The organism is Cyanobacterium sp. T60_A2020_053, from assembly GCA_015272165.1.
Lineage (GTDB): Bacteria > Cyanobacteriota > Cyanobacteriia > Cyanobacteriales > Cyanobacteriaceae > Cyanobacterium.
Genome location: JACYMF010000092.1, coordinates 1 through 19,084, shown reverse-complemented (window position 1 = coordinate 19,084; position 19,084 = coordinate 1). Strand labels below are relative to the sequence as shown.

Here is a 19,084-nt window from a genome sequence, read left to right as displayed (position 1 = left end):
ATATAAAAAAATCCTTTTTTTTTGAAAAAGACTAATGAAAAAATTGCTCAGAGAAATGAGCCGGAAAAGGTTTAGTTTTTCTGGTTTGCGGATTAATACAAATATGTTTTGTCATACCTTTACCGATATTTTCTTCTTCTTTTTTGATAAGGTAATCAATTTGAAATACTTTATCATTAATCTTCGTTATTTTTGAATTGATTATAACTATGTCACCACAAAAAACAGGATAAAAAAAATCAATTTCAGCATGAATAATGGGAATAGCAGTATGATTATTATTAAAAAATTCCCGTAAATTAATTCCCTTTTTTGTTAAATAATTTTCGTAGGCTTCATGACAGATGGACAATAATCTTGCAAAATATACAACTCCGGCACTATCTGTGTCGGCAAAGTGTATCGGGCGCTGGTAAGCAAATATCATAGTTTTCAAAAGATATGGTCGAGTATTTTCTAACCAAAATAATGGTCTAATTAACCAAGAAAGATTTTCTAACGAAAAAAAAGTTGCTGAAATTTTCATTAATCATAGTTTTGAGATAAATTAAAATCTGACTGCAAAAAAACCCTGTGACAAAAGAGGGCGAATATCTAACATCTAGTAACTAACACCTCAAAAATGTTCAATCAATCTAAATCATCGTTATTAACTTACATTACAGGAATTTGTGGCGGATTAATGATCGTCATTTTAACTAATTCTTTCGCCCATGCTCAAGATATACCAATTCAATCGACATCTCAAGACTTGAATTTTTTTCAAGCGGTATTTTTAGGATTTGTGCAGGGAATGACGGAATTTTTGCCTATTAGTAGTAGCGCCCACCTTAAAGTCGTACCCGTTGCGTTAGGATGGGGAGACCCGGGAGTAACATTTACGGCAGTGATTCAACTTGGTAGTATTGTGGCGGTAATTTGGTATTTTTGGCAAGACCTCAAAAATGTAGCATTGGGAATGTTACAAGCCGTGCAAACCAAAAAATATGACTCCCAAGAGTTTAAAATGGGCATGGGAATTATTATTGGTACAATTCCCATTTGTATCGCAGGAATTGCCATTAAAATTTTTATCCCCGATTTTGATAACTCTTCTTTGAGAAGTTTAGTTGCTATTGCCATTGCTTCTATCGTGATGTCAATACTATTAGCAATCGCTGAAAAATGGGGTAAAGCCAAGCGTGATTTTAATACTCTCACCATTCAAGACGGGGTTTTGATGGGATTAGCTCAAACTCTAGCTTTAATTCCGGGAGTTTCAAGGTCTGGCTCAACTATTACATCAGGGCTATTTATTAATTTAGAACGTTCTACCGCAGCGCGCTTCTCCTTTCTCTTGGGTATTCCTGCTATCACTATTGCTGGATTAGTGGAATTAAAAGACGTTATCAGCGCTGATTTTACACCTGAATCTCTAATGCCAATCGTAATTGGTACAATTTCTTCGGGAATTTTTTCCTATCTTGCCATTGTGTGGTTAATTCGTTATTTACAAAAACATAAAACTTGGGTTTTTGTTTGGTATCGTCTTCTATTCGGCATGATAATTTTAGGGGTGTTGGGTTTTCAATAAAAATGAGCAATTAATTCTTTTGGATTGGCATATTACTGACAGTTGAATAGAAATACACCGTATTGGGTCTAAAAGTCCGAAATACGGTGAAAGATGCTATTTTTTCCAGAAGTCTAATTGATTAGAGTCTGATCACATTGATTGATCTTGTTTTGAAATAGTTGTATCAGATACCCAAGGAGAGTAATCCAAATCATCATCATTACTGATATTTTCTTCCTCATTATCATTAATTTCTTCTTGATAATCCACAGTGTCAGAAATATTTGTAAGGGGGAGGGCGCTGGATTGATTTTCAGTATTTAACAACCCCTTAATTTGACCTAATAAATTACCTAGTTTACCCTCATCCAATAAAGTATTTAACAAAGATAAACCACTGGTAGAAAACAACAATTTATTAATATCATTACCGTTACTCTCTCCATTATTGCGGAGGGCGCCTGGAAAAGAGTAAATCCTTGCATCCCCTAAAATACCGGGCTGGGGTGCTAGGGATTGGATTATTTCAGGCAATTTGGGAGCTATTTCGGGGAAAATGAACTTTATGATCTCTGCGGTACGATTAGCGTTACTAAGAGCATTTTCAGCCTCAACCAGCGCCCGTTTCCCCTCAGCCTCCGCTATCAATTTATACTTTTGTGCGTCGGCTAAAGTGCGAATAGATTCAGCCTCCAACAGCGCCGCTTGACGAGCAATTTCGGCTTGACGGCGACGACGAAAAACATCAATTTCAATCACGTTTTGATCGGTAATACGTTTTTCCTGTGCTTCTCTTTCCGCCACAATTAAAGATAATTGTTTTTCTCTTTCCGCATTTTCTACCTGACGGGCAGTTTTTACCCCTTCTTCCGCTTGTGCTTTTTGAGCCTCGGCAGAAAATCTTTCTTTCTCCTTATTCGTAATAGCAATAGATGCCTCTTGTTGAGCGATTTTTGATTTTTGGTCCGCTTCCGCTACTGCAATTTGTGCCAATAGTCGAGAGGCTTCCACCGTGCGCTGACGATTGATTTCAGCCACTTCTGCTTCTTGCTCTTGTAGAGTTTGTGCCACTCGGAATTTTTTATTATCCTCTTCCAACGAAATATTAGCGTTAATTTGGCTTTGTTGTACCGCTAATTGTTGCTTGATTCTTTCTTCTTCAATAGCCTGTTGTTGTAAAATTTTATTACGCTCAATTTTCGCTTGTTCTTGATCCCTCGATTCTTGAATTTCCCTTTCTCTTTGTGCTTTGAGAAATTCAATTTCTTTCATTTTTGTTAACTTAGCTTCTTCCTTCTCTTTATTAATATTTAAAGATTGTTTTTCAGCGTCTAATTCTTGTTGCTCAATAGCCACTTGAGTGTTTAATTCAATCTCTCTTTTTTCTCGTTTTGTTTCTAACTCAACATCTAATTTTTGCTTAATAGATTTTTGAATTGTTTCCGTGCGCAATCTTACCCCTTGGGCATCAAAAAAGTTATTTTCATCATAAGTATCACTTTCTTCAATTTCAGAAATAGCGATATTATTTAGGGTTAAACCAACTTTTCTTAAATCTTGTTGAATTAGGTTTAAAACTTCATCAGCAAAACCCAACTTATCTGAATCAATTTCTGCAATACTTTTCTTTTTTGCCGCCGCACGAATGGCATCATCAGCGCGCTTCTCCAAGGCATCCTTGATGTCAACTTCAGAAATTTTTCCTTGTTTTGATAATCTTTGGGCCGCTGTTAAAACCGCATCTTTATCTGCACTAATGCAAACATAAAATGTCACTCTCATATTAGCGCGTAAATAATCTCTTGTTCTTACCGCTAAATTGCCCTGTCTGACAACATCGATGGAAATTTCACGCAAAGGCACTCTTGTTAATTCGTGGAAGCCCGGTATAACCATACAACCTCCATTCAATATAACCTTTTTATCCTTAGCGAATATGCCACCAGTACGCACAAATGCTTCATTATTCGGTGTAATAGTATAAACTCTGGTATAACCCCAAATTGCTACTAAACCGAGCATTACCAAGAAAGCAATTAAACCACCAAAAAAGGTCACATTACCAATATTTAACTGTGCTAAAGTAGGAGCGGTATTAATAGGAATTGTTGCAGTGGTTTGATTATTTGATGATGATAAATATTGAGGCTTTTGTAATTCTAATTTATCTAACTCAATGGTAGGTAATTGCTGAATGAAGTTTAACCAAAATTTCATAGTTTTGCCCTCTTGATTTTTGGATATTTTTTAGTAATAAGGTGATTACAATCGTCTTAAATTATTAGTGATAAATTATAATTAGTTTTCCTTTTTTAATAGGAAAATGTAGTATATTTCCTTTTGTTTAATGAAGGATTAGAATAATAATTCATTTAGGGATTTTATTAGGAATAAACATAATTTTATCGCTTTAATAAAGATAGAAACAAAGCAAAAATTAAAATATTACAAATTAACAATTGTCATTTAACTTAACATCTCTTTACAGATGTAATTTATAGCATTTTTCATGATAGTGAGGTATATTCATTATTCTCAACTCCTCTTTTTAAGGAGGATTTAGGAGGATTATGTTGTGCCTAATCTTCACAATAATTGCTATATTATCTTCCCAGTAAGATAACCAAGAAAATTAGAATAAAATATTCCTAATAATAAGTATAGCAATCTTATGGGAGTTATGATAATTGTTAATTAATTATTTAATGATTGGATACTTAATAACTATTCTTGACCAATTTTTGACGGTAAATGTAGCAAAAATCGATAACCTAATTCTGGTGTGCCTTGTAATTTAATTTCTCCTTGCTGTAATTCAATTAAATAACAAGTAAATAATAAGGTGGTTAGATCATAACTATATTTACTGAGACTTCTTAAATAAGCGTCTATTTCTTCCTGAGAAACATAAGCTAAATCCATTTGATAATATTGCTTAATTGCTTTGATATAAGTTTCGATTTTTTCGTAGGGAATACCATCTCCTAACCATGGATGCTTGACAAAAATATTGATATTTAAAGGTGGTTTTTTTTGTGAGATATGAATATTTAATTCGCTTCCTGATCTAACATTTTCAATAATAGTTGTTAATAAATAGTAAAGAGTTTGTTTGAATTTTTCTCTGTCTAAATACCAAAATTTGGCACCCGGCTCTAATGATAATCTCAGGGTGCATTCTCTGCTTTGTATCATCATTTGCAGTGAAGAAATGATTTGTTGTCCGAGAATTTCTACATCCACAGAAGTAGGTTCAAAATTTTTATTATCTTCCAGCGCCCCTAAACTAACAAGTTCATCTAAGAGGGTGGTTATTTCCTGTCCACTATCATAAATAATGTTAAGATATTCCAATTGTTTGGGGTTGATTTTGCCGTAAATACCTTGTTTTAAAACGCTAGACATACCAATAATTGAAGTGAGAGGAATGGTAGTTTTTTGTAGTAATTTATTGAGTAATTTTAATGTTAAATTTTTAGGATGAAGTATCGAATAATCACTGATATTTTCTGTAGATGAAGAGACTTGATTTACATTAATTTCTGGTAATTTATTATCATCAATGAAAAGATTAGATTTTGCCTCTTTTAATAATCCTCTCTCATATTCTGCCATACACCAACGGGCGCTAAGTTCTACAAATTCGATGTCTTGGGCAGTAAATTCTCTCTCTTGTAAATCAAATATTTCTAAACATCCCACACATTCTCCCTCAGCGCCCATCAACGGTGTACCTAAATAAGCTCTAATTTGATATTTTTGTACTAATAAATGGTGACAAAAAAAACTATCGGCGAGGGTATTCGATATTGCTAGAGTTTGTTTCGCCGTAATAACATGGAAAGCAAAAGTATCAACTGTAGAGAGTTTTCGACTGCACACAAAATCAGTATTTAAACCAAAATTCATTAAGCCAAATGCTGATAAAAAATGATATTCTCCATTCCGAATTATCCCTAAAATGGCGACGGGCGCATGAGCGAAATTAGCAATTGTTTGAGTCGCTTCTTCAAAAACGGGAATGACATTACCTTGATCTAGTTTTAATCGCTTAAGCATTAAGCGACTACGATTTTCTCTGGTGTCAGTGGTTTCGTTACACCAATCACAGAATAAAGGTGTTAGCATCCCCATATAAATTTTTAGGTAGTGGTAAATTTAAGAAAATAGTCATTAATTGTTGAGAAAAAAATCACCGTTAACCATACTTAAGTATGACTGATAAAATTAACTCCTTTGAGTTTATTCTACTCAAAATTAACTTTCATTGTCAATTTTTTTTATATTCAATTCCAGTTACTAAATTATTAAATAAATACCATGGAGAAGTTATCTTAAAATATTTATAATCATTTGTCATCTATTGTCAATAATATATGATCCATTGTCAATTGTCTGTTGTTCATTATCCTTTGCTATACTGAAGGGAAAAATTCCAGCCACTATTTTTAAGACACTTATGTTATCTGATTTAACAGACTGCTTCACCCACGGAAGCGTTAATAGTATTACTATCCTATTTTTGTAAGGTACTTCCCCAAAAGGGGCAACCAAAATCTCCCTTTATCGTACATCAAATATTACTTTTCTGAAACCGAAATCGAATACTTTCACAAACTTTTTATTTATTTGTCCTTTTATGTCATTTTAGATCCGTTTATATAGAAAATCTAAGATTTAGTAAATCTCTTTATAATCGTGAGGGAGTCATTGTCGCTGGGTTGGGGGGTGACATTGAGGGTAGCTACATCCGTCAACTTCAAAAAGGTATTGCTTTGCGGATGATCTGCTCATTTTTATTATCTTACCCCTTTATATTAGCTATACTATATTGGTTTAGCCATGTTTTGACCGCAAGGATAAGGGCGCTGAAAGATTACGCTATAGCGGTGGGTGACGGGGATTATAGTCAACAACCGATGTTAATGACTCAGGATTTATTCCCCGATGAAAGATTAATTATGTCTCAGGTATTGCGAAAAATGACCCATAATATTCAAGAGAGAGAAGAACTTTTACAAGGCATTTTTAATCAAGTTGCCGTAGGTATTTTACTTCAAGATACACAAGGGAATATTTGGAAGGTTAATCAAACGGTTTGTGATATTTTAGATTACTCAGAAGCAGAATTAATCAATCAAAATTATTTTAATTTTATTTGTGCTGACGACATCGAAGCAATTCAAGCGCACCTCAACACCAGTGTCGCCCTTAATCATTCTTTGCCTACGGTTGAAGGGCGCTGTTTTACCAAAAATGGTGAGACTAAATGGCTAGGTATTACCATGACTTTAGTCAAAGATAAAGAGAATAACTCTAGTTATTTTGTCTCTGTAATACAAGATATTACCGCCAGACATCAAGCTGAAGAGAAATTAATCAAAGCCTCTAATTACGACAGCTTAACAGATTTACCTAACCGTAGTTTATTTCTTCAATCTCTCAATGATTTACTAACTGAAGCACAAGAAAACCCTCAACAAACTTTTGCTGTATTATTAATCGACATTGATAATTTTAAAACCCTCAACGATACTTTAGGACATTTAGCTGGAGATTTATTTTTACAAGAAATTGCCCAACGTTTTAAGTTGTGTTTGCGTAATGGTGATTTAGTGGCAAGGTTAGGTGGAGATGAATTTGCCATTTTATTGCCTTCCATCGAGTCGGTGGCAGAAGCGAAAAATATTGCCCGTCGCATTCATCAAAAAGTCAAAACACCTTTTTATATTAATCAACAAGAGTTTATCACTGGCGCTTCCATTGGCATTGTCTTAAATAAAGATCAAAGTACCAATAAAACTTATCAATCATCTTTAGATTTATTGCGAGATGCTGATATTGCCATGTATACCATTAAACATAATACTAAGTCAGGTTATCAAGTTTTTGACCATCAAATGTATCTTGATGTAATTAATAAACGACAATTAGAAAAAGAATTAAGGGAAGCTATTAAACAAGAAAAATTAGAGCTATATTTTCAACCAATTATTAATTTACGAACAAAAAAATTAGCAAGTATTGAATCTCTAGTTAGGTGGCATCATACCCAAAAAGGACTACTTACTCCTAGTCAATTTTTACCCCTTGCTGAGTCAGTAGGATTGATGAGTGCGCTGGGTTGTCTCATTTTAAAAAAGGCTTGTCAACAACTGAAACATTGGCAAAATCAAGGGCTTATTAGCTCATCAGTTACCATGAGTGTTAATGTTGCTGGGCAACAATTTCAACAAGATATGATTTTTACTCAGGTTAAAGAAGTGTTAGCAATAACTGAGTTATTACCTCAAAATTTACGTTTAGAAATTACTGAAACTGTGATTAATAATCATATTAGTGAAACTACTGATATTTTACAAAAAATTAGACTTTTAGGGGTTCATATTTCCATTGATGATTTTGGCACGGGCTATTCTTCTTTAGCTAGATTAAAAAATTTTCCTATCGATCAATTAAAAATAGATAAAAGTTTTATGGATGATTTACAACATAACCGCAATGCTCAATTTGTTCAAGCTGTATTGAATTTGTGTCATGATTTGGAATTAGATGCTGTTTGTGAGGGAGTTGAAAATGAAATTCAGAAAAACTTTTTAGTAAAAATGAATTGTCATAGCGGACAAGGATACTACTGGGCGAAACCCATGGATTATCAAGCCTTCACTAAATGGTTAATTGACAACGAGAGAGAGTCAGGATTTGCCCAAAAAAGGGCAGAGTAGAACTATTTTAAGCCATAACAGAAGGGTGATTGCTAAGGAGGAGGGCGCTGGTCAAAATTTCTAGTTTTTCACTCACCCACACCAAACTAATTTCCGTAATGTCACCTTGAAAAAGTGAAACTAGGGAAAAATTACGAGCTTTTTGTCCTAAAATTTCCTGTACCCTCGGAGTATGGGCTGCATTAAGATAAATAGTATTATGGTTATCTTGATTGATAATTGTCCTTAATCTCTCTTTGGTGTGTCGTAAACGGTGGTGCATATGCCCAAAAGTAACTAAACTAACTCTTTTATCCATACTACGACTTAAAGTGATTGCTTGTTGAAAATCAGGATCGCCAAAATCGCCTCCCAAAGGTTGCCAATCCTTGCCACAGGTATCCTCTGGATTACTACCCAAACCAAAAGGGCCATTATGTCCCACAAATATTAAGTTATGTTGAGTAGTTTTACTTACTTGCTGTAGAATTTTGGCAGTGGATTCCTCAAAACTACTCACTCCATATCGTTGTTGATAAAACTCTTGACATTTCCATTTTGAGCCACCCCAACTAAAAGGGCGACTACCGACTACTGATATACCCAATTCAGGAAAATCTAGTTTACCGTAACCAACATGAGCATTTCCTAATAAATCTAATTGTTGTTGTACTCGATTTTCTTTACTATGATCGTAGGGTGATTTTTTGCGCCCCCAAGAAGTGGCACTATACCAAGCATCATGATTACCTAATATCACTGCCTTGGGTAAAGATAAGCGAGATATTTTACTGACGATTTCGATGGATTCGTTACCAAAATCCCCCACAAATAGCACTAAATCCACCCCTAAATATTGTAAGGCTTCTTCATCTTTTTCAGACCATTGATCATGAACATCTCCCACCACAGCGATTTTCATTGTTTCTTTCATTCTGTTAACTTTATCTTTCTTAATATTGTTACTGATTTTTTCCTGAGATGACCTTATTTTTGTACAATGAGCGGAGGATGTGGAAAAATAGATCGATAACCCTTGAATGATAGTAAATCCATTAATTAAAATAATTTATGACTGATAATCTCCCTTTAACTTATATCTCTATCCTTTTAGGAATACTCGTTGTGGTGGCGATATTTTTATTTCGACAAGTGCTTAAAACGAGAAAAATAGAAAGTCGTTTTTCCAATCTACAAAAAAAGTTAACCACAGAAAAAGGTACTGCTCAAGAATACTATGAATTAGGTAGTATTTATTTGGATAAAAAGTTATTTGTTCAAGCTGTTCAATTATTACAAAAAGCGCTTAAAGCAGATAATGATCTTAGCTTAGAAAATAAAGCTCTAATTTATAATGCTATGGGTTTCGCTTATTTTTCTCAAGAACAATATGATATTGCTATTCGTAACTATAAGGAAGCAATCAAGTTATATCCTGAATATACTATCGCTTTGAATAATTTAGGTAATGTTTATGAGAAGAAACAATTAACGGCTCAAGCCTTAGAAGTTTATAAACAAACTTTAGTTTTTGATGATAAAAATATTATTGCTCAAAAGAGAGTGGAGTCTTTAGCTAAGAGGTTTTCTCCTACTAATTAAATATGAGGGTGGAGGGCGCTGTAAAGGTGTCAGGTATCGGGTGTTAGGTGAAATAAAGGTTTCAGGTATCAGGTAGCAGGTATTAGGTTAAATTTAAACTGTTGACTTATAATAATTGCATTTTTAAAACACTCAAAGCCATACTGATTAAAGTTTATATTAATTATTTTTTATTAATTTGTTATAACTACTGTAGGAGAGCCAAAATTATTGATACAAATGAGCAATTTATGAAAAATAACTACTTGGCTTAATTCTTTAATTTATAAGTATTTCACCTGATACCTGAAACCCCAAACCTGACACCTCCCCTCACCAAAATACTTTTTCACCAACCCCTAATTAATAGTAAAAAATCTCCCCTTTCTCCCTTGCTTCCTCTGCTAAACAAATAAATTTTGTACCTGAAGTTGAAAACGCCCTGAGCAAAAAGGGAGCCCCCTTCCCGAAGGAAGAGGGCTGGGGTTGGGGTGGGATTGGGGATATATCTAATATAGCAAAAAATTTATAAGTTTGCCACTAATGCAAGGCAATTTTACTCAATTTTAAATCAGGATGGTCTCCTTGTACTTGGGTGATATTCCATTCATTTTTAAATAACAGCACCGGGCGCCCTAGCACATCCTTAACCGTCATGGTGTTAAACAAGCGCCCGACTTTCTCTAATGCTTCCCAGCCGTCAACCACCCAGCGCGCGACACCGTAAGCCATAGGTTCTAAACGAGATTCCACATTATACTCATTTTCTAAACGATGTTGTACTACTTCAAATTGCAACTGTCCTACAGCCGCCAAAATCGGGTCTCTGATAAACTCATCGACAGAATACATAATTTGCACAGCGCCCTCCTCCTGTAACTCTTGCACCCCTTTTTGGAATTGCTTAAACTTGGAAGGATTAGGATTTTTGAGAAAAGCAAATAACTCAGGGGAAAAACTAGGAATGCCGTCATATTCAATTTTCTTACCCAAATAGATAGTATCACCGATGGCAAACATCCCCGGATTATTTAAGCCGATAACATCGCCCGGATAGGCTTCCTCAATGGATTCTCGCCCTTGGGCAAACAACTTTTGCGGACGAGATAAACGGATACTTTTCCCGGTGCGCGCATGATTTACCGACATATCCTTTTCAAATTTACCAGTACAAACCCTGACAAATGCCACCCTGTCTCGGTGTCTAGCGTCCATATTTGCCTGTAACTTAAACACAAAACCACTAAAATCAGGGTAAGTAGGCTCTAACGCCCCTAAACTGGAATTTCTGGGGGTAGGAGGCAAAGCATACTCTAAAAACGCATCGAGAAATAAGCGCACTCCAAAATTAGTCATGGCACTACCGAAAAATACTGGGGTCATTTTCCCTGCCCGAATCGCCTCAAGGTCAAATTCTGAGGCAACCTCTTTAATTAACTCTAATTCTTCTAAAGTTTGTTGATATAACTGCTCATCCAAATATTTTTTGATACTATCATCACCATAGGGGATAATCATTTCGGGCGCTTCTTGGCTACCATGCACCACTCGATCAAATAAATGGTAAGCATTTTGACGACGACTAAAAACCCCTTTAAAATAATCGCCCATGCCCACAGGATAATTAACCGCAAAAGTTTTTAAGCCTAATTCCTGTTCAATTTCATCTAATAACTCTAACGGTTCACGACCCGAGCGATCCATTTTATTAATAAATGTAAAGATAGGTAAAGAACGCAACTGGCACACCTCAAATAATTTACGGGTTTGAGGCTCTAAACCTTTGGCTGCATCAATTAACATTACAGCATTATCCGCCGCCGCTAGGGTGCGATAGGTGTCTTCACTGAAATCTTGGTGGCCCGGAGTATCTAATAAGTTGATTTGATAATCTTTGTAAGCAAATTGTAGTACAGTAGAGGTAATAGAAATACCTCTTTGCTTTTCCATTTCCATCCAGTCGGATGTAACCTTACGTTGTTCTCGTTTGGCTTTCACAGCCCCAGCTTCGTGAATAGCACCCCCGTAGAGTAGTAACTTTTCCGTGAGGGTAGTTTTTCCTGCGTCAGGGTGAGAAATAATGGCAAAATTGCGCCGTTTACTCACGGCTTGTAATAATTCTTGTTCTATAGTTAAGGACATTATAATATGACTCTATTTATTTAGTCTGTAATTATTAATATTTCGGCTTTACTAGCATAACATATCCTTATATTTGTCCATTATTAATTATTCATTATTCATTATCCAGTTTTCCAAGTCACCAATATTTTGAAAATCGAGTAAGGCTTCTCCTAATAAATCTAATTGACTCAACGGAAGACTTCGTACTTTTTCTTCTAAATAACTGCTAAGAATACCACAACGGCGATTTAACAAACGAATGATAATATTTGCCTCCCCTAATTGTCTGCCTTCTTGCACTCCTTCCGTGCGCCCTTCCGTGCGCCCTTCACCGCGCCCGATTTCTAAAACTTCTTGATAAAAACGAGTTTGGGTAATGTCTGCTTCTCTCAAGTTGATCATCTTTTGTATTTCCTCTATGCTCAATTTTGGGAATTTATTTACCAGTATAGCTTCTACTAAATCTAATTTTAGGTTAAAATCTTCTCGGTTTTCTGTATTTGCTAATATTTTTTGAGCTTCCGATACAGCTTGATTTTCTGGGGTGATAATTAATTTTAATATGGCTAAATTACCCGTGATATTTTCCGATGTTAATAAGTCTGATAAAAATAATCTTTGTACTTGGCTATCTAATAAGTTTTTATAAGGCAATTCTGCACCTAGATTTTGATTACGATTATTTAAAATCAATAATCCTCGCCAATCTCTGACTATTTTATATTGATGGAGATAAATAAAAATTGCCCCAAAATATCGACTATAAAAATCGGTATCTTTTTGCATTTGTGCTTCTAAAAATATTAATGGTAAATTATCATTCTCTAGGGGAGTTAATAATCCATGTGAACTACCATACACCAAATCAAAGATTATGGTGTAGGCTTCCTACCCAAAGAAATGCTTTTTACTCCGAGAAGTAACGAGTCTTACTTTCAGGCGGTAGGCTTTATCCCTCGTTCCGAAGGTCTTTTAATTTTTTAGTTTTTCACCCGCCTTTGTTCATTTACGCTTATTGCTTACAAGAGGAACAGTGAAGCATTGGGGCTATCAATTAATTAATTGATAGGTAGTCTCTAGCCTTTCTACAACGGGGAGTTCGCCGACTACGGCTACATCTCTCTAGCACCGATTAATAGAATTATATCATAAATCTGGACGGCAATTCATCCCACACTGATTTTGTGGGTGTTTTTGTTGAAAAATACAGTGTGGGGCAACAGAGCCGAAGAAGCTAAACGAAATTCCTTTTCCTTGACGACGGGCGCACTATAGTCAAATTGGCACTCAGTGGGAATCTCTGGTAATAATTCGGAAATTAAAGAGGGTTGGTTTAAAAAGATGCGGTAAAATAGCTTGTCAGTTTTCATGGCATTTCATAGAGAGATTTACTAAATCTTAGATTTTCTATATAAACGGATCTAAAATGACATAAAAGGACAAATAAATAAAAAGTTTGTGAAAGTATTCGATTTCGGTTTCAGAAAAGTAATATTTGATGTACGATAAAGGGAGATTTTGGTTGCCCCTTTTGGGGAAGTACCTTACAAAAATAGGATAGTAATACTATTAACGCTTCCGTGGGTGAAGCAGTCTGTTAAATCAGATAACATAAGTGTCTTAAAAATATTTTTTAAGGCTTTGAGGGATACCTCCTTTTGAGTATTTTACTCAAATGCTATTGCAGTTTATTACGGTATATGCCGTTTTATTCTGCATAAACGTATCAGAAGGGCGCTTTTAACAAATAAAAAGTAAAGTGTTGCTTAATAATAGTATGAAATATTTTTGAATTACTATAAGCATATAGCAGTAAAAACACGATAACTATTCCCCATCTCAATGAAAAATCATATCTAAATTTAGCAACGTCAGAAATTTTAATTCAGTTTCCCTCTTAAAAATAAAGGTACAATGAAACCATAAGCAAAAAAACAGAGGATTTTATGGTTTTAAACGAAGTAGAAATCAGACAGAAGTTAGCTAATCTATCTAACTGGATGACTAACGGTAATCACATTACCCGCACTTTTGAGTTTAAAAATTTTCCAGAAGCTATTGATTTTGTTGATCGTTTAGTGGCACCAGCGGAGGGCGCCCTCCACCATCCCGACATTTATATTTCTTACAATCGAGTTACCATTCATCTCACTACCCATGATGAAGGTGGTATCACCCAAAAAGACTTTGACTTAGCGCACTCCATCGAAACACTATATTAAAGTTGTTGCGAAATGCCGGGATACAATCTTCATTCGGGCTAGAAGCCCGATATACAGTTAAAAAAAGGCTATTTTTTATCAAACCCTATTTAGACACTTTCCAAAACTAATTTAGCTTTTTTGACTTCATCGGGAATCGTAATAGGGTAATTGCCATTAAAACAAGCTGTACAGAAATGAGCAGGATTTTCTTTTGTTACTTTTAACATTCCTTCTTCGGAAAGATAGGCAAGGGTATCAACGCCGATTTGTTGTCTAATTCCTTCTACAGACATCTTCGCACCGATTAATTGGTCTTGGCTATCGGTATCAATACCATAAAAACAAGGATGAGTCACAGGAGGAGAAGAAATACGCATATGCACTTCCGTAGCGCCCGCATCCCTTAACGCTTTAACTATGTTTCGGCTAGTTGTACCTCTGACGATAGAATCATCGATGATTAAAATTCTTTTATTTTCTAATACATCCTTGAGAGGATTTAATTTCATTTTGATACCATGTTCTCTCATGTGTTGGGTGGGCTGAATAAAAGTTCTGCCAACGTAGCGATTTTTGATCAAGCCTTCTTGATAAGTAATGCCACTATGGCGAGAGTAACCGATGGCGGCAGGAATACCAGAATCTGGCACACCCATAACAAAATCTACATCCACTAAGGATTCTTTGGCTAATTGCTCTCCTAATCGTAAACGGTAGGCGTATAAACTTTCATTGCTCATGATACTGTCAGGACGAGCAAAATAAATCATTTCAAATACGCATAATTTTTGATCTGGTTTTGCCCAATGGAAGGAAGATAAACCAGTATCATTAATCCAAACTACTTCACCCGGTTCTACATCGCGCAGATATTCAGCGCCGATAATATCCAAAGCGCAAGTCTCCGAAGCCAACACATAACGGAGGGCGCCCGTCTCCTCATTCAAACAACCAATGACCAAAGGGCGAATACCATTCGGGTCACGCGCCCCCATAATCCCGTCAGGAGTGCCAATAACTAAACTATAAGCGCCTTTACACCATTGAAAAGAACTGATGGCTGCCTCTAGCCATCCTTTGCCCTGATCCACTTCATTACCGATCATAATGGCAATCATTTCCGAGTCAGTGGTGGTAATGAATTTACAATTACGATTGATTAATTCTGCCCTTAAATCAACAGTGTTGACTAAATTACCGTTGTGTGCTAAGGCTAGTTTCCCTAAACGAGTATCAATGACAGCAGGTTGAGCGTTAGCCTGTAAGCTAGAACCAGTGGTAGAATAACGAGTATGACCTACAGCAATTTGACCCGTTAAATTAGCTAAAATAGATTCGCTAAACACCTGAGACACCAAGCCCATATCTTTATAAGAGTAGCAGTTATTTCCATCAAAAGTGGCAATTCCTGCGGATTCTTGCCCTCGATGTTGAAGCGCATAGAGTCCAAAGTAAGTTAGTTTGGCGACTGTTTCATTTGGTGCATAGATACCAAATACGCCACAGGCTTCCTCTGGTTTATCGTGGCTGAATAATTCTGAGGAGGTTGATTGGTGATGGGTTGAAGTCATTTTTTCTGTCAGGGCTAACGATTAGGGATTGTTGCACAATAATTACCAAAGGCAAGTGTATTTTAACATTCTTTCGTAATCATTGTTAATAATTTCTTAAACTCTCGTTATGAATTATAAATTATGATCTCCCCTGCTTCACTTTTTCCCTCCATTGCCCTTTGCCCTTTTGACCATTACTTTGATATACTTTCCCTAAAACGATTAAGGTAAATTTGATGATTATTAAAGTTCCTAGTATTGCGTGTGAAGTATGTGGCGAAACAATCACCAAAGCCATTAAAAATGTTGATGCCCAAGCGGAAGTTACTGTTAATGTTGCTGATAAAACTGTGTCAGTGGTGACGGGCGCTGTCGAAAGTGAAATCAAAAATGCTATCATCAACTGTGGTCATACTTGTTAAAGAAGAGGCTGTAATTTACCCACCATGGAATGAATTACACGGGACAAATAGTCCGATCATTCAATAAATTGAACTAAAATGCTAATCTGTAAATGATCAAGTGGATTTGTGATAAGACTTAATTTTAGTCAATAATTTGGTTTCTTTTTTCCTACATTAAGCCACCTATTCAGTAATGCTTTTTCTATGTCGGATAATTTATATAGTAAAATTTTAGCTACCATAAACCAGCGCCCTTCACCATTTGCTGAATATATGGAAATGTGTTTATATGACCCTGAATATGGTTATTATAATTCTCGTGATTTTAACATCGGTAGTCAAGGGGATTTTTTCACTTCCGCTTCTGTGGCTGATGATTTTGCGGAGTTAATCGCTGAACAGTTTAAGCAGTGGATTGAACTGTTTAATCAACCGTTTACTATAGTGGAGATGGGCGCTGGAAATGGCAATTTAGCTCAAAATATTTTAAATTATTTACAAGCTAAATATCCAACAATTTACAGTTTAATTAATTATATTATCATTGAAAAATCAAACGTTTTAATTAAGCGACAACAGGAAAATATTACTCATGGTGGAGTGCGCTGGTTGACGTGGGAAGATGTAGAAGATAATTCCATCATAGGTTGCTTTTTTAGTAACGAATTATTTGATGCTTTACCTGTTCATAAAGTGGTAAAAAAAGATGGTCAATTAAAAGAAATTTTTGTTACTTATCAAGATAACCAAATAAAAGAAGAAATCGAACACATTTCTACCGTAGAAATAAAAGAGTATTTCGCAGAAAATAAAATTAATTTAACAGATGAATCTTACCCAGAAGGATATGAAACGGAAGTAAATCTCAGCGCCCTCCACCTCGTCACCAAAATCAGTCAAAAACTAAAGAAAGGTTATGTTTTAACCATTGATTATGGCTATCATGCCCCCAAATATTATCATCCCCAACGCAGTCAGGGGACATTAAAATGTTATTATCAGCATCGCCACCACAATAATCCTTATGTCAATATTGGCAAACAAGATATTACTGCCCATGTAAATTTCACTGCCCTAGAAATTACAGGCACAAAAAAGGGTTTAGAAAATCTTGGTTTTACTTCCCAAGCACTTTTTTTGATGGCGTTGGGATTAGGGGAGAGGTTGAGGGCGCTGTCAGAAAATCCCGACTTATCCATCGCTGATATTTGGCATCGTCGCAATCAACTCCATGAATTGATTAATCCCGAAGGCTTAGGCGGTTTTGGGGTATTGCTACAAAGTAAAAATCTTACTCCCCAAGAAATGAGTTACTCCTCTTTTTCTCACTAGGCAGGGGGGAAGGGAAGGAAAGGGAAGCAGGGGAGGAAAGGGAAGCAGAGGAGAAGGGGGAGATAATTAGTAGTTTTTCATTATCAATTATCAATTGTTGATGATTTGTTTTAAAGTATCAACAAATGCAGGGTAAGAAATGGAAGCGGCTGAAGCACGATTAATCACGGTTTCCCCCCTAGCCCCCAACCCTGCGATGGCAAGACTCATGGCGATACGATGATCCGTAAAACTATCACATTCAGCGCCCTTCAAACTAGCCTTACCAACAATTTCCATACCATCGGCAAATTCCGTAATTTTAGCGCCCATCTTGCCCAATTCTAAAGCCATCACCGCTAAACGATCACTTTCTTTGACGCGCAATTCTTCCGCATCTTTAATAATAGTTATGCCCTCAGCAAAACAACTGGCTACCGCTAAAATAGGAATCTCATCAATCAAACGGGGAATGATGTCGCCCTCGATGGTACAACCTTTGAGCTGACTGGATTTCACCCGTAAATCCGCCACCGGTTCACCTGCCATTTCTCGCCTATTTTCGAGGGTAATATCAGCGCCCATCATGTGTAACGCTTCTAAAATACCCGTGCGAGTGGGATTAACTCCCACATTTTCGATGAGTAACTCAGAATCAGGAATAATAGCGCCCGCCACCAACCAAAAAGCCGCCGAACTAATATCACCCGGCACAATTACCCGTTGCCCACGCAAGGGCGTTTTACCTTCAATGGTGACGCTATGGGTATCAGGATTGATGGTCAAATTAGCTCCAAAAGCGCGTAACATTCTTTCGCTGTGATCTCGTGATAGTGCAGGTTCTGTCACCGTTGTCAAGCCCTCACTCATCAAACCTGCTAATAAAACACAGGATTTGACTTGGGCGCTGGGGATGGGAGAATGATAATGTATGGGTTGTAAATTTTGCCCCATCACCGCCAACGGTGCATTTTGATTATTTTGACGACCATAAATCACCGCGCCCATTTGCTGTAAAGGCTTAATTACCCTCGACATGGGGCGACTACGCAAGGAATCATCTCCTGTAATGGTAAAAAATTTGTCCGGTTGAGATGCTAATAATCCCAACATTAAACGCATGGTAGTGCCTGAGTTTCCTGCATCCAGAACATTGATTGGCTCTTGTAGTCCATTTGTACCTATGCCCTCAACGGTGACTTTTTCGGTATTGAGAGGAGAGATTTTGGCACCCATACCTTGAAAACATTTAGCTGTGCTTTGAGGATCTTCTCCCAATAATAACCCTTCAATGGTGGTTATGCCCTCTGCTATAGCACCCAACATCAAGGCACGATGGGAAATAGATTTATCCCCCGGCACGGTAATTTTCCCTCGCAGATGAGGATTACGAGGGTTAATAATTAATTGATCTTGAGTGTTGGTACTAATCATAGCTTTATTTATACGGTGGAGGGCGCTGATTATTATACCAAAATTATTTCAACTCAAGATAATTTTATCAAAAAAAACAGCTATTCTACAGTAGCTATGATTTTGAAGGGTGGAGGGCGCTATTTTGGAGATAAAGGATTAGTAAAAATTTCTAATGAATTTGACACTCCCACCACTAAACCCTACGGGTTATAGTGGGGGATTCTTGGTTCAC

General features: G+C 36.2%; 14 protein-coding genes and 2 pseudogenes. 7 read left to right on the top strand and 9 right to left on the bottom strand.

Annotated elements, in window-relative coordinates:
- Window positions 1–31: 31 nt before the first annotated feature.
- Complete coding sequence (locus IGQ45_12700; GenBank protein MBF2058038.1) at window positions 32–427, bottom strand: acyl-CoA thioesterase; 396 nt, start codon at window positions 425–427, stop codon at window positions 32–34.
- Between the two features lie 195 nt (window positions 428–622).
- Here IGQ45_12700 and IGQ45_12695 point away from each other — a divergent pair, with 195 nt between their 5' ends.
- Window positions 623–1,573, top strand: a complete 951-nt coding sequence (locus tag IGQ45_12695) for an undecaprenyl-diphosphate phosphatase (protein MBF2058037.1) — start codon at window positions 623–625, stop codon at window positions 1,571–1,573.
- Between the two features lie 132 nt (window positions 1,574–1,705).
- On the opposite strand, the gene IGQ45_12690 is transcribed toward IGQ45_12695, so the two are convergent.
- Both IGQ45_12690 and IGQ45_12685 read right to left on the bottom strand, forming a co-directional pair.
- On the bottom strand, window positions 1,706–3,772 hold the full coding sequence (locus IGQ45_12690) for a flotillin family protein (protein ID MBF2058036.1): 2,067 nt from the start codon (window positions 3,770–3,772) through the stop codon (window positions 1,706–1,708).
- Between the two features lie 507 nt (window positions 3,773–4,279).
- On the bottom strand, window positions 4,280–5,683 hold the full coding sequence (locus IGQ45_12685) for a GAF domain-containing sensor histidine kinase (protein MBF2058035.1): 1,404 nt from the start codon (window positions 5,681–5,683) through the stop codon (window positions 4,280–4,282).
- Between the two features lie 719 nt (window positions 5,684–6,402).
- On the opposite strand from IGQ45_12685, the gene IGQ45_12680 reads away from it, so the two are divergent.
- Window positions 6,403–8,280 (top strand): EAL domain-containing protein, encoded by a 1,878-nt coding sequence (locus IGQ45_12680; GenBank protein ID MBF2058034.1) that lies wholly within the window; start codon window positions 6,403–6,405, stop codon window positions 8,278–8,280.
- 7 nt (window positions 8,281–8,287) lie between these two features.
- Here the strand turns inward: IGQ45_12680 and IGQ45_12675 are convergent, their stop codons facing one another.
- Entirely contained in the window at window positions 8,288–9,193 is a 906-nt protein-coding gene (locus tag IGQ45_12675) for a TIGR04168 family protein (protein ID MBF2058033.1), read from the bottom strand.
- Window positions 9,194–9,330: 137 nt separating this feature from the next.
- On the opposite strand from IGQ45_12675, the gene IGQ45_12670 reads away from it, so the two are divergent.
- Window positions 9,331–9,861 (top strand): tetratricopeptide repeat protein, encoded by a 531-nt coding sequence (locus IGQ45_12670; GenBank protein MBF2058032.1) that lies wholly within the window; start codon window positions 9,331–9,333, stop codon window positions 9,859–9,861.
- A 519-nt stretch (window positions 9,862–10,380) separates the two neighbouring features.
- Here IGQ45_12670 and IGQ45_12665 read toward each other — a convergent pair.
- From IGQ45_12665 to IGQ45_12655, 3 genes and pseudogenes are all read right to left on the bottom strand, one after another.
- The gene (locus IGQ45_12665; protein ID MBF2058031.1) at window positions 10,381–11,982 is read right to left on the bottom strand and encodes a peptide chain release factor 3; all 1,602 of its coding nucleotides are present in this window, start codon (window positions 11,980–11,982) and stop codon (window positions 10,381–10,383) included.
- Window positions 11,983–12,069: 87 nt separating this feature from the next.
- Window positions 12,070–12,807: pseudogene (locus IGQ45_12660) on the bottom strand (DUF2887 domain-containing protein).
- Window positions 12,808–13,199: 392 nt separating this feature from the next.
- Window positions 13,200–13,334, bottom strand: a pseudogene (locus IGQ45_12655) (DUF2887 domain-containing protein).
- 576 nt (window positions 13,335–13,910) lie between these two features.
- Between IGQ45_12655 and IGQ45_12650 the strand changes: the two are divergent.
- Window positions 13,911–14,186, top strand: a complete 276-nt coding sequence (locus tag IGQ45_12650) for a 4a-hydroxytetrahydrobiopterin dehydratase (protein ID MBF2058030.1) — start codon at window positions 13,911–13,913, stop codon at window positions 14,184–14,186.
- A gap of 89 nt (window positions 14,187–14,275) precedes the next feature.
- On the opposite strand, the gene IGQ45_12645 is transcribed toward IGQ45_12650, so the two are convergent.
- A complete protein-coding gene (locus IGQ45_12645) occupies window positions 14,276–15,739 on the bottom strand; it encodes an amidophosphoribosyltransferase (GenBank protein MBF2058029.1) in 1,464 nt (487 codons plus the stop codon).
- A gap of 218 nt (window positions 15,740–15,957) precedes the next feature.
- On the opposite strand from IGQ45_12645, the gene IGQ45_12640 reads away from it, so the two are divergent.
- Both IGQ45_12640 and IGQ45_12635 read left to right on the top strand, forming a co-directional pair.
- Complete coding sequence (locus tag IGQ45_12640; protein ID MBF2058028.1) at window positions 15,958–16,143, top strand: cation transporter; 186 nt, start codon at window positions 15,958–15,960, stop codon at window positions 16,141–16,143.
- 186 nt (window positions 16,144–16,329) lie between these two features.
- Window positions 16,330–17,457: a class I SAM-dependent methyltransferase gene (locus IGQ45_12635; protein MBF2058027.1), complete on the top strand. Its 1,128-nt coding sequence runs from the start codon at window positions 16,330–16,332 to the stop codon at window positions 17,455–17,457.
- Between the two features lie 90 nt (window positions 17,458–17,547).
- Here the strand turns inward: IGQ45_12635 and aroA are convergent, their stop codons facing one another.
- Window positions 17,548–18,870: a 3-phosphoshikimate 1-carboxyvinyltransferase gene (aroA, locus tag IGQ45_12630; GenBank protein MBF2058026.1), complete on the bottom strand. Its 1,323-nt coding sequence runs from the start codon at window positions 18,868–18,870 to the stop codon at window positions 17,548–17,550.
- Between aroA and IGQ45_12625 the strand changes: the two genes are divergently transcribed.
- Window positions 18,850–19,065, top strand: coding sequence for a hypothetical protein (locus IGQ45_12625; protein MBF2058025.1), 216 nt, complete (start codon window positions 18,850–18,852; stop codon window positions 19,063–19,065). The genes aroA and IGQ45_12625 overlap by 21 nt on opposite strands.
- Window positions 19,066–19,084: the final 19 nt, after the last annotated feature.

Bases quoted from the DNA above. Each gene is read 5' to 3' on its own strand.
- IGQ45_12700 (MBF2058038.1), bottom strand. From the start codon at position 427: ATGATATTTGCTTACCAGCGCCCGATACACTTTGCCGACACAGATAGT.
- IGQ45_12695 (MBF2058037.1), top strand. From the start codon at position 623: ATGTTCAATCAATCTAAATCATCGTTATTAACTTACATTACAGGAATT.
- IGQ45_12690 (MBF2058036.1), bottom strand. From the start codon at position 3,772: ATGAAATTTTGGTTAAACTTCATTCAGCAATTACCTACCATTGAGTTA.
- IGQ45_12685 (MBF2058035.1), bottom strand. From the start codon at position 5,683: ATGCTAACACCTTTATTCTGTGATTGGTGTAACGAAACCACTGACACC.
- IGQ45_12675 (MBF2058033.1), bottom strand. From the start codon at position 9,193: ATGAAAGAAACAATGAAAATCGCTGTGGTGGGAGATGTTCATGATCAA.
- IGQ45_12670 (MBF2058032.1), top strand. From the start codon at position 9,331: ATGACTGATAATCTCCCTTTAACTTATATCTCTATCCTTTTAGGAATA.
- IGQ45_12665 (MBF2058031.1), bottom strand. From the start codon at position 11,982: ATGTCCTTAACTATAGAACAAGAATTATTACAAGCCGTGAGTAAACGG.
- IGQ45_12650 (MBF2058030.1), top strand. From the start codon at position 13,911: ATGGTTTTAAACGAAGTAGAAATCAGACAGAAGTTAGCTAATCTATCT.
- IGQ45_12645 (MBF2058029.1), bottom strand. From the start codon at position 15,739: ATGACTTCAACCCATCACCAATCAACCTCCTCAGAATTATTCAGCCAC.
- IGQ45_12640 (MBF2058028.1), top strand. From the start codon at position 15,958: ATGATTATTAAAGTTCCTAGTATTGCGTGTGAAGTATGTGGCGAAACA.
- IGQ45_12635 (MBF2058027.1), top strand. From the start codon at position 16,330: ATGTCGGATAATTTATATAGTAAAATTTTAGCTACCATAAACCAGCGC.
- aroA (MBF2058026.1), bottom strand. From the start codon at position 18,870: ATGATTAGTACCAACACTCAAGATCAATTAATTATTAACCCTCGTAAT.